This is a genomic window from Chryseomicrobium palamuruense, from assembly GCF_042649045.1.
Lineage (GTDB): Bacteria > Bacillota > Bacilli > Bacillales_A > Planococcaceae > Chryseomicrobium > Chryseomicrobium palamuruense.
The window spans coordinates 1-16,704 of sequence record NZ_JBHSEF010000010.1 but is presented as its reverse complement, the minus strand read 5'-3'; the positions used below and the strand labels follow the sequence as shown (position 1 = coordinate 16,704).

The following is a 16,704-nucleotide window of genomic DNA, read 5'->3' as shown; positions in this document are numbered from 1 at the left end:
TCAACTAGTAGTAGGGTTTTCCAAACCCAGTTTTATCTTCAATCAGTTTGAAAATATCTTCAATCAATTCTTCTTTGTTCACTCTGTCTTTATACGTTGCCATTGCATAAGTGCCGCGAATTTGATGATTGTGGTCAACTAGATAAATTGTTGTGCTGTGAACAATTTGATTATCATCTAGTTTTATGCGCCTCATGCTGAATTGTGCAGTAACTTCAGAAGTCTGTTCTTCTGTTCCCCGAAGCCAATGCCAGCACTTTTGATCAGCATCGAAGAAATTCGCATATTGTTTAATTCGCTCATCTGTATCTTCATCCGGATCGAGTGTAATAGAAACAAACTCCACCTTGTCCTCGAATACATCCCCACCTTCAACCTCATCATATACCTCTTTCAAGTCACTCATGGTGAACGGACAGACATCTGGACATGCCGTATAAAAAAAAGCTACGACCTTTAGCCGGCCATTGTCTGAAGAATAACTTTCTCCATTTAAAGCAGATGTCATCTGAAACGGCTCGAGGGTTTTAAGTACAGGAAGTGAGGTATGGAAATACCAGACACCCCAGATGCCCGTGGCCATCAGTAAAAGGAATAATCCCGTGTTCAGCATTTTCATTGTGAATCATCTTTATTCTTTTTGAGAGGCGGAAAATGCTTCTGCATCCGCTCGTACACTCTTAAGATCCCCCACATGCCAAGCTCCAGATCCCAGCGGATATTGCCCGAACGATAAAGATAATCACCTGATAATCCGTTCCAGCCGCCTGCCCCGTAATGAAGCTTTAAGTCTGCAGAGTGACCCGTAATGATTGGTCCATCAAATGATTTCACTTGTGAAGTCAGGTCCATTGCATCCGTATTCCAGTAGTGTCCATGCAAGTGGAACGTATGGGCGCGGCGTCGTTCTGAAGGATTAACAAGCCGGATCGTAACAGGGTCACCAGGGTAGGCTTCAAAGACCGGTGTGGTCGGATCCCCATGTTCTTTTGAACTGAAAAGCCGTGCAGGATCACTATTCTCTGCAAGTCTTCTGACTAGTCGCTCCGTCCGGTAATTAAAGCCTCTTGAACCCTGATCATACGTATCGAACAAATCCTCTTCATCTGATTCGCCTAATATGCCATCAGCCGGATCTACTATCAGTTTTCCGTTTTTATCTTCAAGCCTCACACCGTCATGCATGACCAGCACAAACTCTCTAGTACTAGGTAAAAATGGGTGCTTCAACACAATAGAAGAAGCTTTTCTGTCTTCGGTCAGGCTAGTAGGGTTCAGTACTTCTGTACCTCGTGGTTCTGCAATTAAAATACCAAATGTCCCAAGTGAACGGTGATTTCTGATATCAGTCATATCCCATAATCCGCTTGATCCAAAAGCATGATCAATATACCAGCGATAAGTGACCGATTCACCGGGTCCTGCAGACTGATCAAAGTTAAATCCCGCTGTCTCACCAGAAGACGTTTTCACATCAGCCAGCACGAGTTGCGGGTGCAGCGAGATGCGTAAGGACGGCGGGTAAAACGCCTGTTCTTTCACTTCAGGATAAGGCCAAATGCCATCCGGATACGGGAAGCGGCCGGGTGTTAAAGCGTTCGTTAAATGAATCTCCACTTCTTTTCCTGCATTTACACGCAGAATGAGTGGTTCCGGTGCTTTCTGACCATTTAAAATGGATTCTATATCTTCTGTGTGTGCAAAAATAATTCCATAGGGATCATGTTCACCCTGTTTGCTGTAGGTTAGTGGCATATGAAAAGCTGTGATGTCAAAACGTCTGAGGGGTGCTTCAGCCGGAGCAGGACTTCCAATCACTTCTGCTTTAACAGGTGGAATCCCGTCTGGCTCTCGCAATAAGAGTGATACTGGCTCACATGGAGGCAGTTGATCAGTTAGTGAAATCAGCCCCTCAACCGGTTCATCAAATGCGCGAATCAGTCCCCATAGCCCGTTCCATAAATCCTCTTCTGTAGCAAATGTCCACAGATAATCTCCTGCATGTGTAGCATAAGTTTCTAATGTAAAGGATTCCGAAATGCCAATATGCTTTTGTGATTCAAACCTCGTCTCGATATCCGGACGTTCTGCTTTCCAGCGCATCCCATGAACGTGAAAACTGTGTGATTCTTCATGCGCACCCTGGATGAGTCTGATTCTAAGCGGATCTCCCTTGTAGCAATGAAAGACCGGTGTGATCGGATCCCCGTGGACATAAGAACTGAAAGAATAGGCAGGGTCAACCGGACCGTTCAGACGAAACTTGAGTGGTTCGCACGTATAATTTACGCCGAATACGCCTGGATCGTCCTGTGAACCCGGGTAATCCGGCGGCTGTATCGGTGTACCGTCGCGTTCATATAAAAGAGTGAAGTCCTGTGCGAATAATGAGAAGTCCCGATAGTCAGGAATGAATGGATGAACCACCGTAATTTCAGTCCCTTTAAAAACAGGCTCCCTGGTTTTTGAATTAAGAAACCTTGCGAAGCGGGGATGAATGACGCCTGCACCGAAGACACCGTGCTGCTGATGATGTGCAGCAAATAAATGATCATGAAAAAACCAGGCTTTAAGCTCTACATCTGCATAATATTCGTAGGTAATTGTCTGGCCTTCCAACACACTCGAATCATAGTTCCAGCCTACATTACCCCCATCATTGACAAGGATATCAAACTTCAAAAAGTGAATATGAAAACCCGCTTCATATGTTCTCGTAAACAGCTGAAACACATCTCCTCCTGCAATTTCAGGAAAACGGTTTGTAAAATGGATTCTTACACATGTACCCGCTGTTGCATGAAGCACAAGCGGTTCAGGTTCTTTTTCCCCTTTTAACACAGCTTCGAGATCCTCATCCAGAACAAAAATTCTTCCCTTCGGATCATGCCACCCCTGCCGGTTATAAATAATCGGAAGTTCAATTGCAGAAACGTTGTATTCTATCACCGGTGCTTCCGAGTTGAACCCGCATGGATCTGTAAATACTGCACCCGGACGCGGATTTGCAATAGCCGCTTTCCTCTCTAGCTCGGTTAAGCCTCTTCCTCCTGCAATGCCAAGCGGCGGACGTGGTGCTTTAAACCCGGGTTTCCCTGGAATAAAATTCGGAAAACCAGGTTTATCCTTCGTCGGCTTTGGAGGCAGCGGACGATCAGGAAGCGGCTTTAGTGCTTTGATCCGAGTTCCATCCGGATAATACTGAGTGCCGTCCTGGAGTGTGTCAAATATCCGGTTCATCCCCCACATCCCCGCTTCGAAATGAGGATAGAGGTGACAATGAATAATCGCATCGCCAATAGCCCCCTGGAGGCTGCCGAGTCCGTAAAGTGGCTCGACATCATACCAAGATTGCGGGCTGATACTCTGGGCATCTATAATTTCAGAATCTGAATTGGAGGGGTCCTTCAGCCATTGATGGACGTGGTAATGAAATACATGCGTCTCTTTCACTCCACTATGAACGAGCCTTACCACTGCCGGATCTCCTTTATATCCCCTTAAAATCGGCGTGGCCGGATCACCGAACACCCATGAATCGTGATGTACTTCTTCCCCATCACATTCCGGACAGACGACGCCTTCATCAATCAGTTTCTTTCTGTTTCCAAGCGGTTCATAGCGGTAGTTCACAGCGTGTGTAGACTCACTCTGTTCATTTGTCATCGGATGAATCGGTTTATTTCCTGTTAAATCATCGGTTTCCATTTCATCATGAAACACCCATCCATATTCTCGGAACGAAGGTAAAAAAGGATGATGAATATCCGCAAACGGACCGCTTGTAATAGGTCCCCCTGTCTCAGGGTGGGTCCACCATGAGCCTTTTTTCTGTACAAAAATGGCACCGAACAAACCATTTCCATTCGATCCGTTTTCAGAACTCGAAGGGTTCCCGAGATCTGAAAAAGGATAAGTTCCCGGGCGGTTCACACGAAAGCGATACGTGGTTTTTTTACCTTTTTTCACTAAAGAAGAACGATTGAACCCTACTTCTGCACCATCTGAATCCATCACATCATAATCTGCTTCTTCTATATGAATCCCGGCAGCAACAGGCAATTTATTTTCAAATAATATCTCGATTTCATCCCCTGCATTTGCCCGTATCATCAATGGCTGAACAAGGTCTACAGGGGTGAACGGATTCTTTTTAACGAGCCGTTTTACTTTCCTTTCATTTTCTTTTAATACATACATCATGCCATTAGGATTGTGATCGCCGAATTGATTCAGTACAATCCTGATCGGGATGGCAACAATGTGGAAGAAGCGTTTCACCTGCCACCACCTGTTTCATTCAGCTGGGGAATGGACGGCCAGCCTTCCCGTTCAATATAAAATACTTCAATATCATGAAGGTGAATGTGCCATTTGCGGTTTTCAAGCTCTGCTACATTCGTCGTTTCCACACGCAGCACAACGTAATCATCAATTACCTGATTGATTCTTCCAATAAAAAAGAATGGAAACGAAGAAGTCATCGCAAGCATTTTAGCACCTGCATGAGCTGAAAAAAATTGTATGAGCCCTTCTTCATGTCTGTCATTGGAAGTCATCGCTTTATGACCTTGCTCCACTTTTTATTCCTCCTTTTTTAAGTAAGTGGAAACACTTTATCGGGGGCAAATTTCCGTGTGAAGTGAGCTATGTTTTCAAGTGGAATACTGAGGGGAACTGGAAATTGAAAAAATGGTGCAGTGACCATTTTAATTGTGACTGGATCAAGTGTCAGATGCCCCTCACCCACTTCACGTAACGTTCCTGCAAATACCGGCCTGAAGGTCTGACCGAATAAATTCAGCTGGTCGGACCTTGTAACAACCAGAATTGATTCACCAATCATCATACCAAGTGCTTCAGCACGTTTTTCATCTGATGATGCCATTTCATTCTTCCTTTCTTTTGTCCCGTACTGGTGAACCATCACATGAAACGGGACTTCTTAATAATTTTTACTTCATGATAAAGAATGACTTTCTCTTCGTTATTAGTGATCAATAGTAACTGCTCATCTTCTGACCTGACCAGTTTACCGCTGTAGACCAGACCGTTTAACATTTCTACCTTCAGCCTGCTGTTCTTCCACCGACTCAGGCTGGTTTTCAAGGTTTCCCTGTAAAACAACTCTTTTAATTTCGAGCGGTTTGATACAGTCGCACCAAAGTTTCTCAGAAGTTTCCTTCTCAATTGATTGTCAAAAAAAATGTATTGATGCGTATTCGCAAATTCAGGGGCTCCATAAGGTAATTTCACCTCTGAAATTACGCTGAAAGGAATCCAGCACTTGGTAAAATACCTTGTAAGAACCATATAGTCTCTGCCGACATCCTGCACTCTGCCTTTTACAACTGCCTGATTATGATAGAACACTTCTACCGACTGTTTCCTTTTTTCCACCAGAAATGACTGCATCAATAAGATTTTCCCTTTTTCAGGATTATATTTTAATTGTAAAAAGATATTTGCCAGTTCAATGTAGCGTTTTCTGAGTATTATCTCTTCTGACGTTCCTCTTCCGGCTGGGGATGGGTAAGATTCTGTGTGAGATGAAAGGTCTGCCAGAAGCCCGTTTTTCACATTAAAATCCGAGTTCACGAGGACCCTCCTTTCTTTACCATATACGTTCATTATATGCAGTGCGGGGGCTTTTGGAGTGGGGTGAAGAAGCAGATGAACGCGTAGATAGAAAGGGACATACAATAAAAGAATCTATGAAAGGGAGCGAATGCTCATGGCCTTTATCCTTTTCCTGCATGTGGGTATCACCGCTTACTGTTTAAAGCAGTTTTTCACAATGCGCGACCAAACAGGATTTCATCTTGGTATGAATATTGCTATGTTGACAGGTGGGTTTTTCGGACTGATGACAGGAATCGTGTTCATTGACTATTTTCCATTTCATTTTGTTTTACTTACGATGGTTGCTGCTGTTGCAGGGGCATTTACCGGGGCTGTTACCGGACTGTTCTATGATATTCAGACAGCGCTGTCCGGAGTTTCTAACGGATTTATGATGGGATTAATGGGACCGATGATCGGGTCAGCGGCAGGGGGGTTTTTGATGCTGCCGGTCATGCTTGAAATCGTCTATCTCTTTCTCACAGTCCTGGCTTTAACATCTGTGGCGAAATCGTAAAGGATGTGAATAATGTGCAGGAAGCGATCTTGTTGTCAGCCATTGCACTTTTTATCTTTCATACTGTTCTATTGTTAAAAAAGAGATTTATTGTAACAGAACGTTTTACACATACTGTTGTGACAGTGATCGCCAGTGGAGCTGGATTCACCTCTTCGCTTTCACTCGTGCTGATCTTTAAAGGCGATATGTTATGGAGCCTTGGCTTATTCCTGCTGGCAGGCTATATATGTGGCGCTGTATCAGGATATGCTTCTACCGCAGTTTCTGGAGCGATCAATGGAAGTATAGGGAGTGTAATGGGCTTCATGCTCGGAGAAGTTCTGCTCAACCCGGAGTTGTGCGGTCTCCCTATACAGGAATGGCAACTAGTGCTACCAATTGGTTCCATGATTTACTTCCTATTCGTGAGTCTGATCATCTTACTCTCCTACCGGTAGTAATCTTTTAACTATGGTAAAGCTAGCCTCTGAACAAATACAATGACCGGTTTCCTAGGGTGTAAACAAGCAGGTGCTTCACCAATACTGCTTTACAGAGCATTATCGCTTTCTGGGTGCAAGTCAAGGCGCACAAGCTCTTATACTAAAAAATTGCATTTATAAAAAAACTCCTGCCCTTATTTGACAAGAGTTGGATGCGTATAATAAGTTTGTTTGGGACTGGTTGGTTTGTCCGGAAGGGTCATGAGGAGAAGCTGCTTCTCAATCAGCGGTCGCAAGATTTGCTCCCTTACATAGCGCGAACTTGTAATGGCAAGATGGGTTTGAATCTCTTGACGTGTCCTTGGGGTATGACAAAATTCCATCACCCTTACTTGTGATGGATTCAATGTAGCGAGATAGCCCGACGTGGTCTCTTTAGCTTCACCACTATCTTCACCACTATCTTCACCACTAACTTCACCACTTGATGTCAGCGGGATGATGGTTTGAAAGATGTCTCCTTCAATGAAGAGTGGCGTAGCCCCCGAATAGATTTTCGTATACTTTGTGGTATTGCGAACCCCGGAGCCGAGTTCATCAACGCGACCAATCTCATTAAAGAATTTAGCTATCGTCGGATTTTTAGGGTAAGGTGAAAAGTCGTACGGATCAATGGTTCCTAATTGATGGGGCTTATTGCTGTTTTCGGCATAGACGCGGTCTTTTTCAATCACTAGCTTCGCCGGAAACGGATGACTGTATTCTCTATGGACCAAAAGATTGGAGACAATTTCCCGAAAAATTTTGTCACGAACATTGATGCGCTGGTCGCCTTCTAAGTAAAACGAGTCATTTAAATGCTTTCGGATGAAGCCCATGAGTCGCTCATAGCTGTCTAATAAGTTGACACGAATATCATCTCGATCATCATAACGGTCGATATTTTTCCTTCGTAAGATGGCGTCGGTCTTATAGTGTGGCAGCGCTGAAAGTATGGTCTGTTCCTTTCCGAATAATAGGATTCCTGCGAGCGTGACTCCTTCTTTACCTGATGTCACGTCTTTCAGGTAAAGGCCTGCACTTTTTAAAATATCCATCTCGGACATCTGTAGCCAGGGATGATCAGGACGTTGAAATGCGACTAAGTTACGTACTTTTTGGAACAGAGCGTGTTCCAGATCATCGAGATCTGCAAATGGGAAGATCCTGTTCTCTGAATAGGTATGCAGCTTTCTTGCATAAAGAGCTGCCACTTGAGTGGTTTGGTCGGTGATGTTGAAATCTCCGTCTTCATTGCGTTCATAGATTTTCCCATTGCACCGGTGCACTTGAGAACTTTCAGGGACGTAGATATAGAAGACGGTTTTCTCTTCTAGAATAAATTCTTCAATGGATAGATAAAACATTGGACTAAGTTTGTCTGGATTATTCATAAGAGACGTAAATTCTTTACGAATCTTCTCTTTATGGTCTGGGGAAATTCCAACAATTTGATAATCGTCACGTACACCAAGGACAAGATGGCCGCCAAAACGGTTTAAAAAGGCACAGACGGTTTCAAAGACATCGCGATTGAGCTTCGTATGTGCTTCTTTGAATTCGACTGTTTGACCTTCTCCTTTTCGAATCAATTGTTTCAGTTGATGTGCATCCATATCTTCACCTCTAAGACTTGTTACGTTAAGTATACTGCTTGTCGCGTGTTTTCACACCTCCCCATCTTCCCGCAACCGGTCGTCTTCCGCGACACTCGGCTCGTTCGGTACGGGCATGATGAGACGGTAGTAGATGGCGAGTTCGATGGATTCATCGGTCAGGCCCTCGTTTCCGGACAGGTCGGAGATGGTACGGGCGATGCGGATGAGCTTCAGCTGAGAACGGTTGCTCCATTTGTTGTCATAACAGGCGTCGTTGATGCGCTCAAGTTGGGACCCGGTCGCCTGGCAATTCTCGAGGACGAGCTTCGCTGGTGCGTTACCATTTAAATAGAGTCCTTGGTAGCGGTCGTGTTGGAGCTTGCGGGCTGTTGTCGTGCGCACCCTGATCATGGCGGAGGTCTCTCCCTCTGCCGTCTCCTGGATACCGCTGCTCTTCAAGTTCAAGATGAAATCGAGCCGGTCATTCAGCGGTCCGGACGCTTTCAGTTGGTAGTTACGGACCTGGCTCGCGCTGCATGTACAGTAGCGCTGGTGGGAACCGAAGTAGCCGCACGGGCATGGGTTGGTTGCAGAGATCAAGATGAAGCGCGCCGGGTATTTGACGCTCATCTTGACGCGCGCAATGTCGACGATGCCGGACTCCATCGGCTGCCTGAGCATATCGAGCGTCTTCCTAGGAAATTCGCCGAGTTCATCGAGGAACAGCACCCCACGGTCCGCAAGCGACACTTCTCCTGGTTTAGGGTAGGTTCCTCCGCCAATCAGCGAGGTCGAAGATGCTGAGTGATGCGGGTGACGATAAGGTGGACGCTTCGAGACACCGCGTTTTTGTTTCGCAAGTTGATACGTGTTGAAGACGGTGAGCACTTCTTGATCATCCAGGTCCGGTAGGATGGTATGGAATGCTTCGGCGAGCATCGTCTTGCCACACCCGGGCGGTCCACTAAAAAGCACGTGATGCCCTCCTGCCGCTGCAATTTCGAGGACACGCTTCGGCTCTTTATGGCCACGGATCGCGGAGAAGTCGACGGTCATCGAGGTGTCCTCTTCCTCCTCAGGAAAGTCAGGTGTGTCGGTGAGGCGCATGATCGGTTGACCGTTCAAGTAGCGCAGCGTCTGCATGACATCTTCCAGTTCGACGAGTTCGATGTCGTCTTTCGGAATGAGGCGGTAGTTCTCTCCGGCCGGGACGAGGATGCGTTTGAAACCGAGCTTTCGTGCTTGGTCGATGGCTGATAAGAGTCCGTGGAACGGCATCAGTTGACCATACAAATTGACAGACGCCAGCACGCACGTCTCTGGACCGATGGCGAGACCTTTCTTCTGCGCCCGGTCGATGACGGCGAGGATCATGGCAAGGTCGAAGCCGGTGCCCTGCTTCTGGCGGTCGGACGGGAACAGTTGGATGGTGATCTTGGAGTCGAGGATCTGCAGGTTGAGGGCATGAAGCGCGCTCAGCACGCGTTCCTTTGACTCTTTCATGGTGGCGTCGGGCAGACCGACGATGACAAGGGATTCTTTCTCGTCGCGAATCATCGCCTCGACGGTGACGACGTGACCTTCGGCTCCTTCGAGACCGACAGAATAGATGGCACGCATAGGGGTTCCTCCTCGGGTTGTTTGGAGGAGTGTAGCACGCGATAAAATTCTTGTAAAAGGTGGGTTGAATTTGAAAACTTGATTGTGTAAAAATCGAATTATGATTGAATGAAACACAACTTTTTTGAAAACTGAGACAGGGCGCCATTTGTGCTTCTCTAGAAATATGAGGAATTTATCAACATACAAAAAAGTCCTTCAAACAATTTCATTTTCAGTCGATTTTGCCTTCCAAAATAAAATTTTGACGTCCTGCACGCAATTTTAGGTTGTGGTATGGTTCAACTTATCACAAGTCATGGGAGGTGGAGTAAGTGCCAAAACGAAGACGAGAATTCAATCCGAACAGTTTCTATCATTGTATCTTGAGAGGGAACAATCGGCGCTACATATTTGAGACGCCTCGGGACATGCGGGAGTTGATGCGTGCATTCGACTATACGTATGACCTCGTGCCTTTTCGGATGCTCGCGTTCTGCTTCATGACGAACCATTACCACGTGCTCATCCGAGCGGAGGCTGGCGACATCAGTAAGATCATGCGCCTTGTGAACCGGCGCTACAGCGACGTCTACCGTCACAGTCGTGGTCATGTCGGCCGCATCTACCAGCGGCGGTACTGGGCGAAGGAGGTACCAAGTATCCTCGACCTGCTCCATACGAGTGGATACATCCACCGGAATCCGATCGAAACCAGCGTGCCGATGGTTACCCAGCTCGAGGACTATCCATATAGTTCGTTCCCCTACTATGCCGAGACACGGAATGACCCTCCCCGCTTCCTGGACGTGGACCTTCTCCCAAAGATGATGCCGTTCCCGTATCCGCACACGCGGCTAGGGTATTGCCAGTTCGTGTTGCAGAACAGGTTCCTCGCGGATGAGGACCCGCACGAGGTGGTCGATGAGAAGATGGATCTGCTGTATGAAAAGGGTGGATTCTTGTGGCGTGGGCGAGTGATGCAGGGAGCTGCGGAGGGTGAGCGGGATGATTTGGAGTAACATGGGGGCTTATTGTGCTTTAAGGGAGCACGAGTCCTTACTTTTATCAGGTAGAAATTCCCACTTTTGCGAAGTGGGAATTTTCACTGGTGTCAGAGGTATTACTAGATGGAAGAGAATCAGTGTTAAAAAAGTCTGAAGGATGCGCGTGAAAATATTCCAGAATTCCCCTTTTAGGTACCTGTGTACCAAACTACTCAGTCAATTCACTACAATTCTATAAATATGTGAGATAAAGCCTCTTATATCAAGCTCCTCTTTTTTTATGCAAATTGTGTTGAATTGTTCCGTGCACAGGTACTTTTTTTCCTGTCTCCAATTGGTTCATGCGGAAAAATTCCATAATTCCCCTTTTAGGTACCTGTGTACCAAACGATTCTGACTATTTACTATAATTTTATGGTTATGAGAGAGAAACCCCGTCATATCAAACCTCTCTCTTCATTTATGCAAATTGTGTTGAATTGTTCCGTACACAGGTACCGATTTTAACTTGACACGGAGCCTCTGCGCAGGTGAGGACAGCGTGATGCGCCACGTGAGAGGATCACGCGGCGAACAGCACGCTATCACCTACGCCTCTCCGAATAAAGTTGAAATGATGTATCAAAAAATTAACGGTCCATATGGACCGTTCATGGAAATTCATCTACCCTGTTGTTTTTACACAAGATTATGGACTTGACTAAAATTTTCCTTTTTGGAATCAAGAATACGGTAGACCGTTATTTTCTCATTGGTCGTCTTATTTAGATGGTCTCTCTCAAAGTTTTTTGCACTGCGACAGCGAAGAACCTCTTCTTCCAAGAGTTGCTCCCGCTCAAAGATTAGCCTCTTGTTGTCCAGTAAGATCTCTACGATCGCCTTCTCCATTGCTCCCTCACATAGACAGGCAATCAGTTCGTGCGAACTCATGTGCTATGCACCTGTTGCAGGTATCTCTTCAAGTCCATATAGGCATCATAAGCAGGTGCAGTCGGTCCTACATAGCTGCTCTGATAGACCTCGCTCTTCTTATAGTCACTTCGGTTGAACAGATCATTCAGATTTCTGATGCGGAGCTTGTCCTCTTTCAGGGAGATATAGATACTATCATTGCGTTCAAAGTCATCCAACAGTTCGGAATAATGAGTCGTGAATACTAACATGGCCCCTTTGGGATTGATACGCTCGTTTCGGAAGAAGTTTACAATCGTGCGGACGACCTCTTTATTGAAATGGTTCTCAATCTCATCCATGATCAACATGCCGCCGCTCCGGAACACCTTTTCTACTGCGGCCAAGACATTCAGTCCTTTGATGGTTCCAGATGACAGGTACGCTTCTAGATGCTGATGATTGGTCAAATAGATCTCTTGGTCTTGTCCCTTGAACTTCAGACGGATAGTCACGTGGTGGTTTGCATCCCGTTCTTCTGTCAAATAGTCAATACTCTTGTCCAGAAAATTGACCATCTCTACAGGAATCTGCCCAGCCGCCTTCATGACGTTCTTGTTCGTCTCACTGATCAGATCGATGATCTCTCTTGGTTCCTGTTTCTTCATGTAGGCAATGATCATACTCATGTCATCAGCCAGATAAGGAGAGTCCTCTCTACTTCTCACCTTCAGAAGATGTTTGTCCGAAAATGTATAGAGCAGTTTTTTCACCTTGCCTATCTTTTTCACCCAGATCTTTTCTTCCTCAAAGATCATCTGGTCCTGTCTATTTCGTGTGACGAGCGATTGGATCTTCATCAACTTGTCACCCTCGAACTTAAAATACACTTCGACTTGAAAATGTTCTTCGTTCGCTAGGAACTCATATTTCTCGTCATTCAGCTTCCCTTGCTTTTCAAAGATGTCCATCACGAAGGACAACGCCTTGAGGACCGTGGTCTTGCCGGATGCGTTGATCCCGATGATACCGACGACATTCTGTCGATAGAGATTGCCAAAAATGTGGGAGAGCCCTGCATCGTTCTGTTCTGTGACACGCTGCTTTGCAACAAAATCGAGGTCGATTCCCTCATCAAATAGGAAAAGACCATCTATCCTCATCTTTAAGATTTTCACATTACATCATCTCCATACGATATTTACGTATATATATTATGTTTATTATATGACTTTTAAACATATTATACAATTATAAACGGATTATACGTTTTTATTTCACTCCATTTATAATAAATTTAATCATGTGCCTCTTTAGATGGGTTTACATAATTGGGCGTTATCGTAAGTGGGGTATGAAAGAAAATGGAAGAGTATTGAGGAGAGAAGATCAGAAGAGATGTGCAGCTCGAAAGGAGCGGATTATTATTAGGATTTATAAATAGATTTCGGAGAGAAAAGGTCCCCAGAGAAGTTCGATGTCTCCGGTTCCCATTTGGTGCCTGTCACCCACACTATTTACACACAATTTATAGAGATCCAGCTACCCCTGTCATAGCAAGGGTCATATGGCATATCCATACAATTGTTGAGAATAATCTGATTTTTTTGGGTGACACCTGTTTTTAACCACTTATCAATATAGCAAATTTCTCCAACACATAAAATTACATCACTTTTTTATTTAAATATCAGAAAACTTTATAATACACCTTACTAAAAAGTGACCGCCTACAGAAGACGATCACTAGTTTCCCTTTAATTGAAATTCACCTCATGCACAAGGTAATCCCAAACCTGCAGAATGTGGTTCTCAGGGAATATTCTTTTCTTTCTTTCGTTCCAATCTTGTACCGATTGAAGAACGAAATGTTTATCATTTACCTTAGTCGGCTCTTCTTTTAAAATCCATCCAACTGTGGATAACAACTCTAGATCATAAGGAGTTTCAAAACCATAGATCAAATCGGCAACTCGCTGTAAATATTTCAAGGCTTCCGCATTTTCCGTCAAAAACTTCTCGGCCTCTTCTGCCGCGCCCTCTACTAAATAGATTTCTGCCCCTTGTGTTCTGTCGCCATATCCTCGTATATAATGACCTTCCATCACTTGAAGCACATGGTTCAACCCTTCTGAATAGGGGCCAAATTGATTTTTTTCAAACTGAAGTTTGGGCAAGGCGCCTACTTCGCGCAAGAAGTAAGCAATCTTTTGAACTTCCAACAACGACATCCGATAACCAGGACCAGCATAACGAGACATGGCCGCCAACAACAAGGCTCTTCCCATGGTCATTTTGGGTTTATTTGTTCGAACAATCATCTCATCTATCGGGGGTTGTACCTTGAGGCTCATAAAGATGCACCTCTACATCTAGGGGTTGAAAAGCTTCTAAAATCAACGGTCGTACAACTTGCCAATCCAGTCCACCATTTCCACATCCAAGAGGAGGCAATGCAATGGATGTGATCTTCAGATCCTGCACAACTCTGACTAAATCTTGTAAACCCTCCTGGATATATTCAAGTTTTGATGGATTGCGCCAATGTTCTTTTGTAGGAAAATTAATCACATACTTAGGGGCAGCTAATCCTTCCACCTGAACGTTATGCATCTTCCCTACCTCCACTAGACCCTTCTTACAGTCTTTCGCATATTGTTTAAATACATCAGGGAAGGCCTGCTTGAACTGAAGAGCAATCCCCTTGCCCATCACACCGACGGTATTCACTGTATTTACATAGGCTTCTGCTGGGTCTTCAAGTAGATTGCCTTTGACGGATTGAATCATTTTCTCCACCTCCTCTAGAAGTAAAATTGACGACGACCGGCAACTGGCAACGATAGGCCAGCTTCTTTTAACATGGCCTCCACCTTCTGTTTCGTTTCAACGCTATATACAGCAAATCCTATACAAGCAGAGAGAGGAACGTCATTGTGCACTAAAAATTCCGCCTGTCTTCTTGCTTTTCTATTGGGATCCTCATCTGTATCTGTCCAAACCGTGGCACGCATCGTACCCCAATCAATTCGGTTCAAATCCTCTAGATCTGTAAAGAAGTTCGTCAATCTTCGGATCGCATGAGCATCCGTAAAAACGAAGTTCGGACATTGTCTTTGAACCACTTCTGTATTTGTCATCAAGTAAACGAGATCGTCTTGAGGAATTTGTTGCATATATAGCACATACAACATAGGTGAGCGAGGGGCAAAATAAAAAGGCACATAATCATGCAAGTTGCCTCCAGTACCTACCGGAATTCTTGTCCGATTTCTCCTTGATTGTACATCTTGATTGGCTACGTCTTTATAAGATAATGTATTTAGTCTAATACGTGCATGAGACATTAAGGCACCTTGTTCAATGATCGACTGTAGATTGGTGATATGGGTGATATGATATAGCAGTGTATTTTCGGGCAAACGAGCCACTGTATTTCGCAACTGAAAAGTAAGCCAAAACGCTACTCAAATTATTTGCCACTCTGTGCACGAGAGCTGTAATTGATTTTATGTGTTAATAGGCTTGACATGGAGCCTCTGTGAGCATGAATCTCTCGTGAAAGGCTTGCCACATAGTTTCACGCCTTTACTACGCTATCATGCTCACTTCTCCAAATAAAGCCCACTTGTACATTTCAAGGATACAGAGAATTTTTAGTGGCTTACTTAATGATTGCGAAAGTGGCTTACTTTTCAATTGCGAAATACAAGCCACCTCATCTGTAACCTATTAAGGTTATTTTATCATACCCGTTCGGCAACGAGAACTAGAAGCTAGTTATGAACGGCTCTGTAGAGGGGTTTCCATAACAGGGCGTTATCGCAAGTGGAATATCTGGATGTGTAGAAGAAGTTTGATGAGAGGATGGCAGAGGAGATCGGAGGAGAGGTTCGAGAAAACTGACAGGCAGCGTTCGGATAGAGAAGGTCCCCGCAGAGAGAGATCGTCCCCGGATTCCAGCTGGGGCACCTGAACACATTCCAGAATTTCCCTTTTAGGTACCTGTGTATCAAACGATTCAATTTATTTACTACAATTTTATAAATATGAGAGAGAAAGCCCGTCATATCAAGCTTCTCTCTTCATTCATGCAAATTGTGTTGAATTGTTCCGTGCACAGGTACTTTTTTTAAGAAATGTGTGAAATGGCAATTAAAAATGTTGCTTGCCAAATGCATCTCTCCACCATATTTAGTTATTCATCAATGATTCTTTCATTCGATTGCTCGGCCTTTTAAAGACGACGAGATGTGAGTGATGAATTAAACGATCGATTACGGCCTCGGTCAAAATAGGGTCTCCAAACACATGGTTCCACTCACTGAACCGTAGGTTCGTTGTAATGATCAGACTCTTTCTCTCATAACACATGCTAATCACTTGGAAGAGTAATTCTGCGCCACTCTTGTGTAGCGGGATATACCCTAGCTCATCCAGTATCAATAAATCGACCTTCTCTAGCTGTTTGTAGAACTTCCCCAAAGTGCCTCTCTCATGTAAATCCATCAACTTGTTCACCAATCCTGCGATGGTGTAGAAACGAACGTTTAATCCAGTCTCTTGAATCGCATTTAAGCCGATCTTTGTGGATAGAAAGGTTTTGCCCGTGCCCACGCCTCCATAGAAAATCAGGTTCTCTTTGTTCTCCATGAATTCTCTGTTTAAAAAGTATTCGCGATTCAGCCCTTGAGTGTACTCAATATCATCCCATTTGAATTCAACGCTCGGTAACGGCGGTAAGAGCGATTGAGTAAAGAGGAGGTTTGTGCGCCGTTCTTCACGCTGACGCACTTCTGCCTCCATCAGTTTAAGTAGATATTCCTGATTCGAGGTAGCCTCGATCTCATCAAAGTTTTGACGTATCCAGCTGAGCTTCAATCGCTTTGCGTATTCTTGTATGAGTAGTTCCATCAAGACACACCGCCTTTTTCAAACGTAAGCGTCAAATAGTGAACACGTTGTTTCTTATAAAAGAAAATGCCATGCAAAATTTGATTTTGCAT

General features: G+C 44.7%; 16 protein-coding genes. 3 read left to right on the top strand and 13 right to left on the bottom strand.

Annotation, left to right across the window (positions count from 1 at the left end; all coding sequences use genetic code 11):
- Window positions 1-4: 4 nt before the first annotated feature.
- From ACFO0S_RS03980 to ACFO0S_RS03960, 5 genes are read right to left on the bottom strand one after another with little or no spacing between them, the layout of a single operon-like run.
- Window positions 5-619 (bottom strand): SCO family protein, encoded by a 615-nt coding sequence (locus ACFO0S_RS03980; RefSeq protein ID WP_378140452.1) that lies wholly within the window; start codon window positions 617-619, stop codon window positions 5-7.
- Window positions 616-4,281, bottom strand: coding sequence for a multicopper oxidase domain-containing protein (locus tag ACFO0S_RS03975; RefSeq protein ID WP_378140450.1), 3,666 nt, complete (start codon window positions 4,279-4,281; stop codon window positions 616-618). The genes ACFO0S_RS03980 and ACFO0S_RS03975 overlap by 4 nt, the downstream gene beginning before the upstream one ends.
- A complete protein-coding gene (locus ACFO0S_RS03970; protein WP_378140448.1) occupies window positions 4,278-4,580 on the bottom strand; it encodes a hypothetical protein in 303 nt (100 codons plus the stop codon). The genes ACFO0S_RS03975 and ACFO0S_RS03970 overlap by 4 nt, the downstream gene beginning before the upstream one ends.
- A gap of 17 nt (window positions 4,581-4,597) precedes the next feature.
- Window positions 4,598-4,888 (bottom strand): hypothetical protein, encoded by a 291-nt coding sequence (locus ACFO0S_RS03965; protein WP_378140446.1) that lies wholly within the window; start codon window positions 4,886-4,888, stop codon window positions 4,598-4,600.
- A gap of 38 nt (window positions 4,889-4,926) precedes the next feature.
- On the bottom strand, window positions 4,927-5,598 hold the full coding sequence (locus tag ACFO0S_RS03960) for a hypothetical protein (protein WP_378140444.1): 672 nt from the start codon (window positions 5,596-5,598) through the stop codon (window positions 4,927-4,929).
- A gap of 136 nt (window positions 5,599-5,734) precedes the next feature.
- Here ACFO0S_RS03960 and ACFO0S_RS03955 point away from each other — a divergent pair, with 136 nt between their 5' ends.
- Both ACFO0S_RS03955 and ACFO0S_RS03950 read left to right on the top strand, forming a co-directional pair.
- Window positions 5,735-6,139, top strand: coding sequence for a hypothetical protein (locus ACFO0S_RS03955; protein ID WP_378140442.1), 405 nt, complete (start codon window positions 5,735-5,737; stop codon window positions 6,137-6,139).
- A 14-nt stretch (window positions 6,140-6,153) separates the two neighbouring features.
- Entirely contained in the window at window positions 6,154-6,579 is a 426-nt protein-coding gene (locus ACFO0S_RS03950; RefSeq protein WP_378140440.1) for a hypothetical protein, read from the top strand.
- A gap of 179 nt (window positions 6,580-6,758) precedes the next feature.
- On the opposite strand, the gene ACFO0S_RS03945 is transcribed toward ACFO0S_RS03950, so the two are convergent.
- Window positions 6,759-8,219, bottom strand: a complete 1,461-nt coding sequence (locus tag ACFO0S_RS03945; RefSeq protein WP_378140437.1) for an RNA-binding domain-containing protein — start codon at window positions 8,217-8,219, stop codon at window positions 6,759-6,761.
- Window positions 8,220-8,270: 51 nt separating this feature from the next.
- Window positions 8,271-9,821 carry a YifB family Mg chelatase-like AAA ATPase gene (locus tag ACFO0S_RS03940; protein WP_378140435.1) on the bottom strand — a complete coding sequence of 517 codons (1,551 nt, stop codon included), beginning with the start codon at window positions 9,819-9,821 and terminating at the stop codon, window positions 8,271-8,273.
- Between the two features lie 314 nt (window positions 9,822-10,135).
- On the opposite strand from ACFO0S_RS03940, the gene ACFO0S_RS03935 reads away from it, so the two are divergent.
- Window positions 10,136-10,822, top strand: a complete 687-nt coding sequence (locus tag ACFO0S_RS03935; RefSeq protein WP_378140433.1) for a transposase — start codon at window positions 10,136-10,138, stop codon at window positions 10,820-10,822.
- Window positions 10,823-11,485: 663 nt separating this feature from the next.
- On the opposite strand, the gene ACFO0S_RS03930 is transcribed toward ACFO0S_RS03935, so the two are convergent.
- From ACFO0S_RS03930 to istB, 6 genes are all read right to left on the bottom strand, one after another.
- The gene (locus tag ACFO0S_RS03930; RefSeq protein ID WP_378140431.1) at window positions 11,486-11,737 is read right to left on the bottom strand and encodes a hypothetical protein; all 252 of its coding nucleotides are present in this window, start codon (window positions 11,735-11,737) and stop codon (window positions 11,486-11,488) included.
- A complete protein-coding gene (locus tag ACFO0S_RS03925; RefSeq protein ID WP_378140429.1) occupies window positions 11,734-12,876 on the bottom strand; it encodes an AAA family ATPase in 1,143 nt (380 codons plus the stop codon). Before ACFO0S_RS03925 ends, ACFO0S_RS03930 begins: the two co-directional genes overlap by 4 nt.
- A 579-nt stretch (window positions 12,877-13,455) precedes the next feature.
- A complete protein-coding gene (locus ACFO0S_RS03920; RefSeq protein ID WP_378140427.1) occupies window positions 13,456-14,052 on the bottom strand; it encodes a hypothetical protein in 597 nt (198 codons plus the stop codon).
- Window positions 14,021-14,488, bottom strand: coding sequence for a type II toxin-antitoxin system antitoxin DNA ADP-ribosyl glycohydrolase DarG (gene darG / locus ACFO0S_RS03915; protein ID WP_378140425.1), 468 nt, complete (start codon window positions 14,486-14,488; stop codon window positions 14,021-14,023). Before darG ends, ACFO0S_RS03920 begins: the two co-directional genes overlap by 32 nt.
- Window positions 14,489-14,502: 14 nt before the next feature.
- Window positions 14,503-15,129 (bottom strand): type II toxin-antitoxin system toxin DNA ADP-ribosyl transferase DarT, encoded by a 627-nt coding sequence (gene darT / locus ACFO0S_RS03910; RefSeq protein WP_378140422.1) that lies wholly within the window; start codon window positions 15,127-15,129, stop codon window positions 14,503-14,505.
- Between the two features lie 763 nt (window positions 15,130-15,892).
- Entirely contained in the window at window positions 15,893-16,612 is a 720-nt protein-coding gene (gene istB / locus ACFO0S_RS03905) for an IS21-like element helper ATPase IstB (protein WP_378140420.1), read from the bottom strand.
- Between the last annotated feature and the right edge of the window lie 92 nt (window positions 16,613-16,704).

Bases quoted from the DNA above. Each gene is read 5' to 3' on its own strand.
- ACFO0S_RS03980 (WP_378140452.1), bottom strand. From the start codon at position 619: ATGAAAATGCTGAACACGGGATTATTCCTTTTACTGATGGCCACGGGC.
- ACFO0S_RS03965 (WP_378140446.1), bottom strand. From the start codon at position 4,888: ATGGCATCATCAGATGAAAAACGTGCTGAAGCACTTGGTATGATGATT.
- ACFO0S_RS03955 (WP_378140442.1), top strand. From the start codon at position 5,735: ATGGCCTTTATCCTTTTCCTGCATGTGGGTATCACCGCTTACTGTTTA.
- ACFO0S_RS03945 (WP_378140437.1), bottom strand. From the start codon at position 8,219: ATGGATGCACATCAACTGAAACAATTGATTCGAAAAGGAGAAGGTCAA.
- ACFO0S_RS03940 (WP_378140435.1), bottom strand. From the start codon at position 9,821: ATGCGTGCCATCTATTCTGTCGGTCTCGAAGGAGCCGAAGGTCACGTC.
- ACFO0S_RS03930 (WP_378140431.1), bottom strand. From the start codon at position 11,737: ATGAGTTCGCACGAACTGATTGCCTGTCTATGTGAGGGAGCAATGGAG.
- ACFO0S_RS03920 (WP_378140427.1), bottom strand. From the start codon at position 14,052: ATGAGCCTCAAGGTACAACCCCCGATAGATGAGATGATTGTTCGAACA.
- darG (WP_378140425.1), bottom strand. From the start codon at position 14,488: ATGATTCAATCCGTCAAAGGCAATCTACTTGAAGACCCAGCAGAAGCC.
- istB (WP_378140420.1), bottom strand. From the start codon at position 16,612: ATGGAACTACTCATACAAGAATACGCAAAGCGATTGAAGCTCAGCTGG.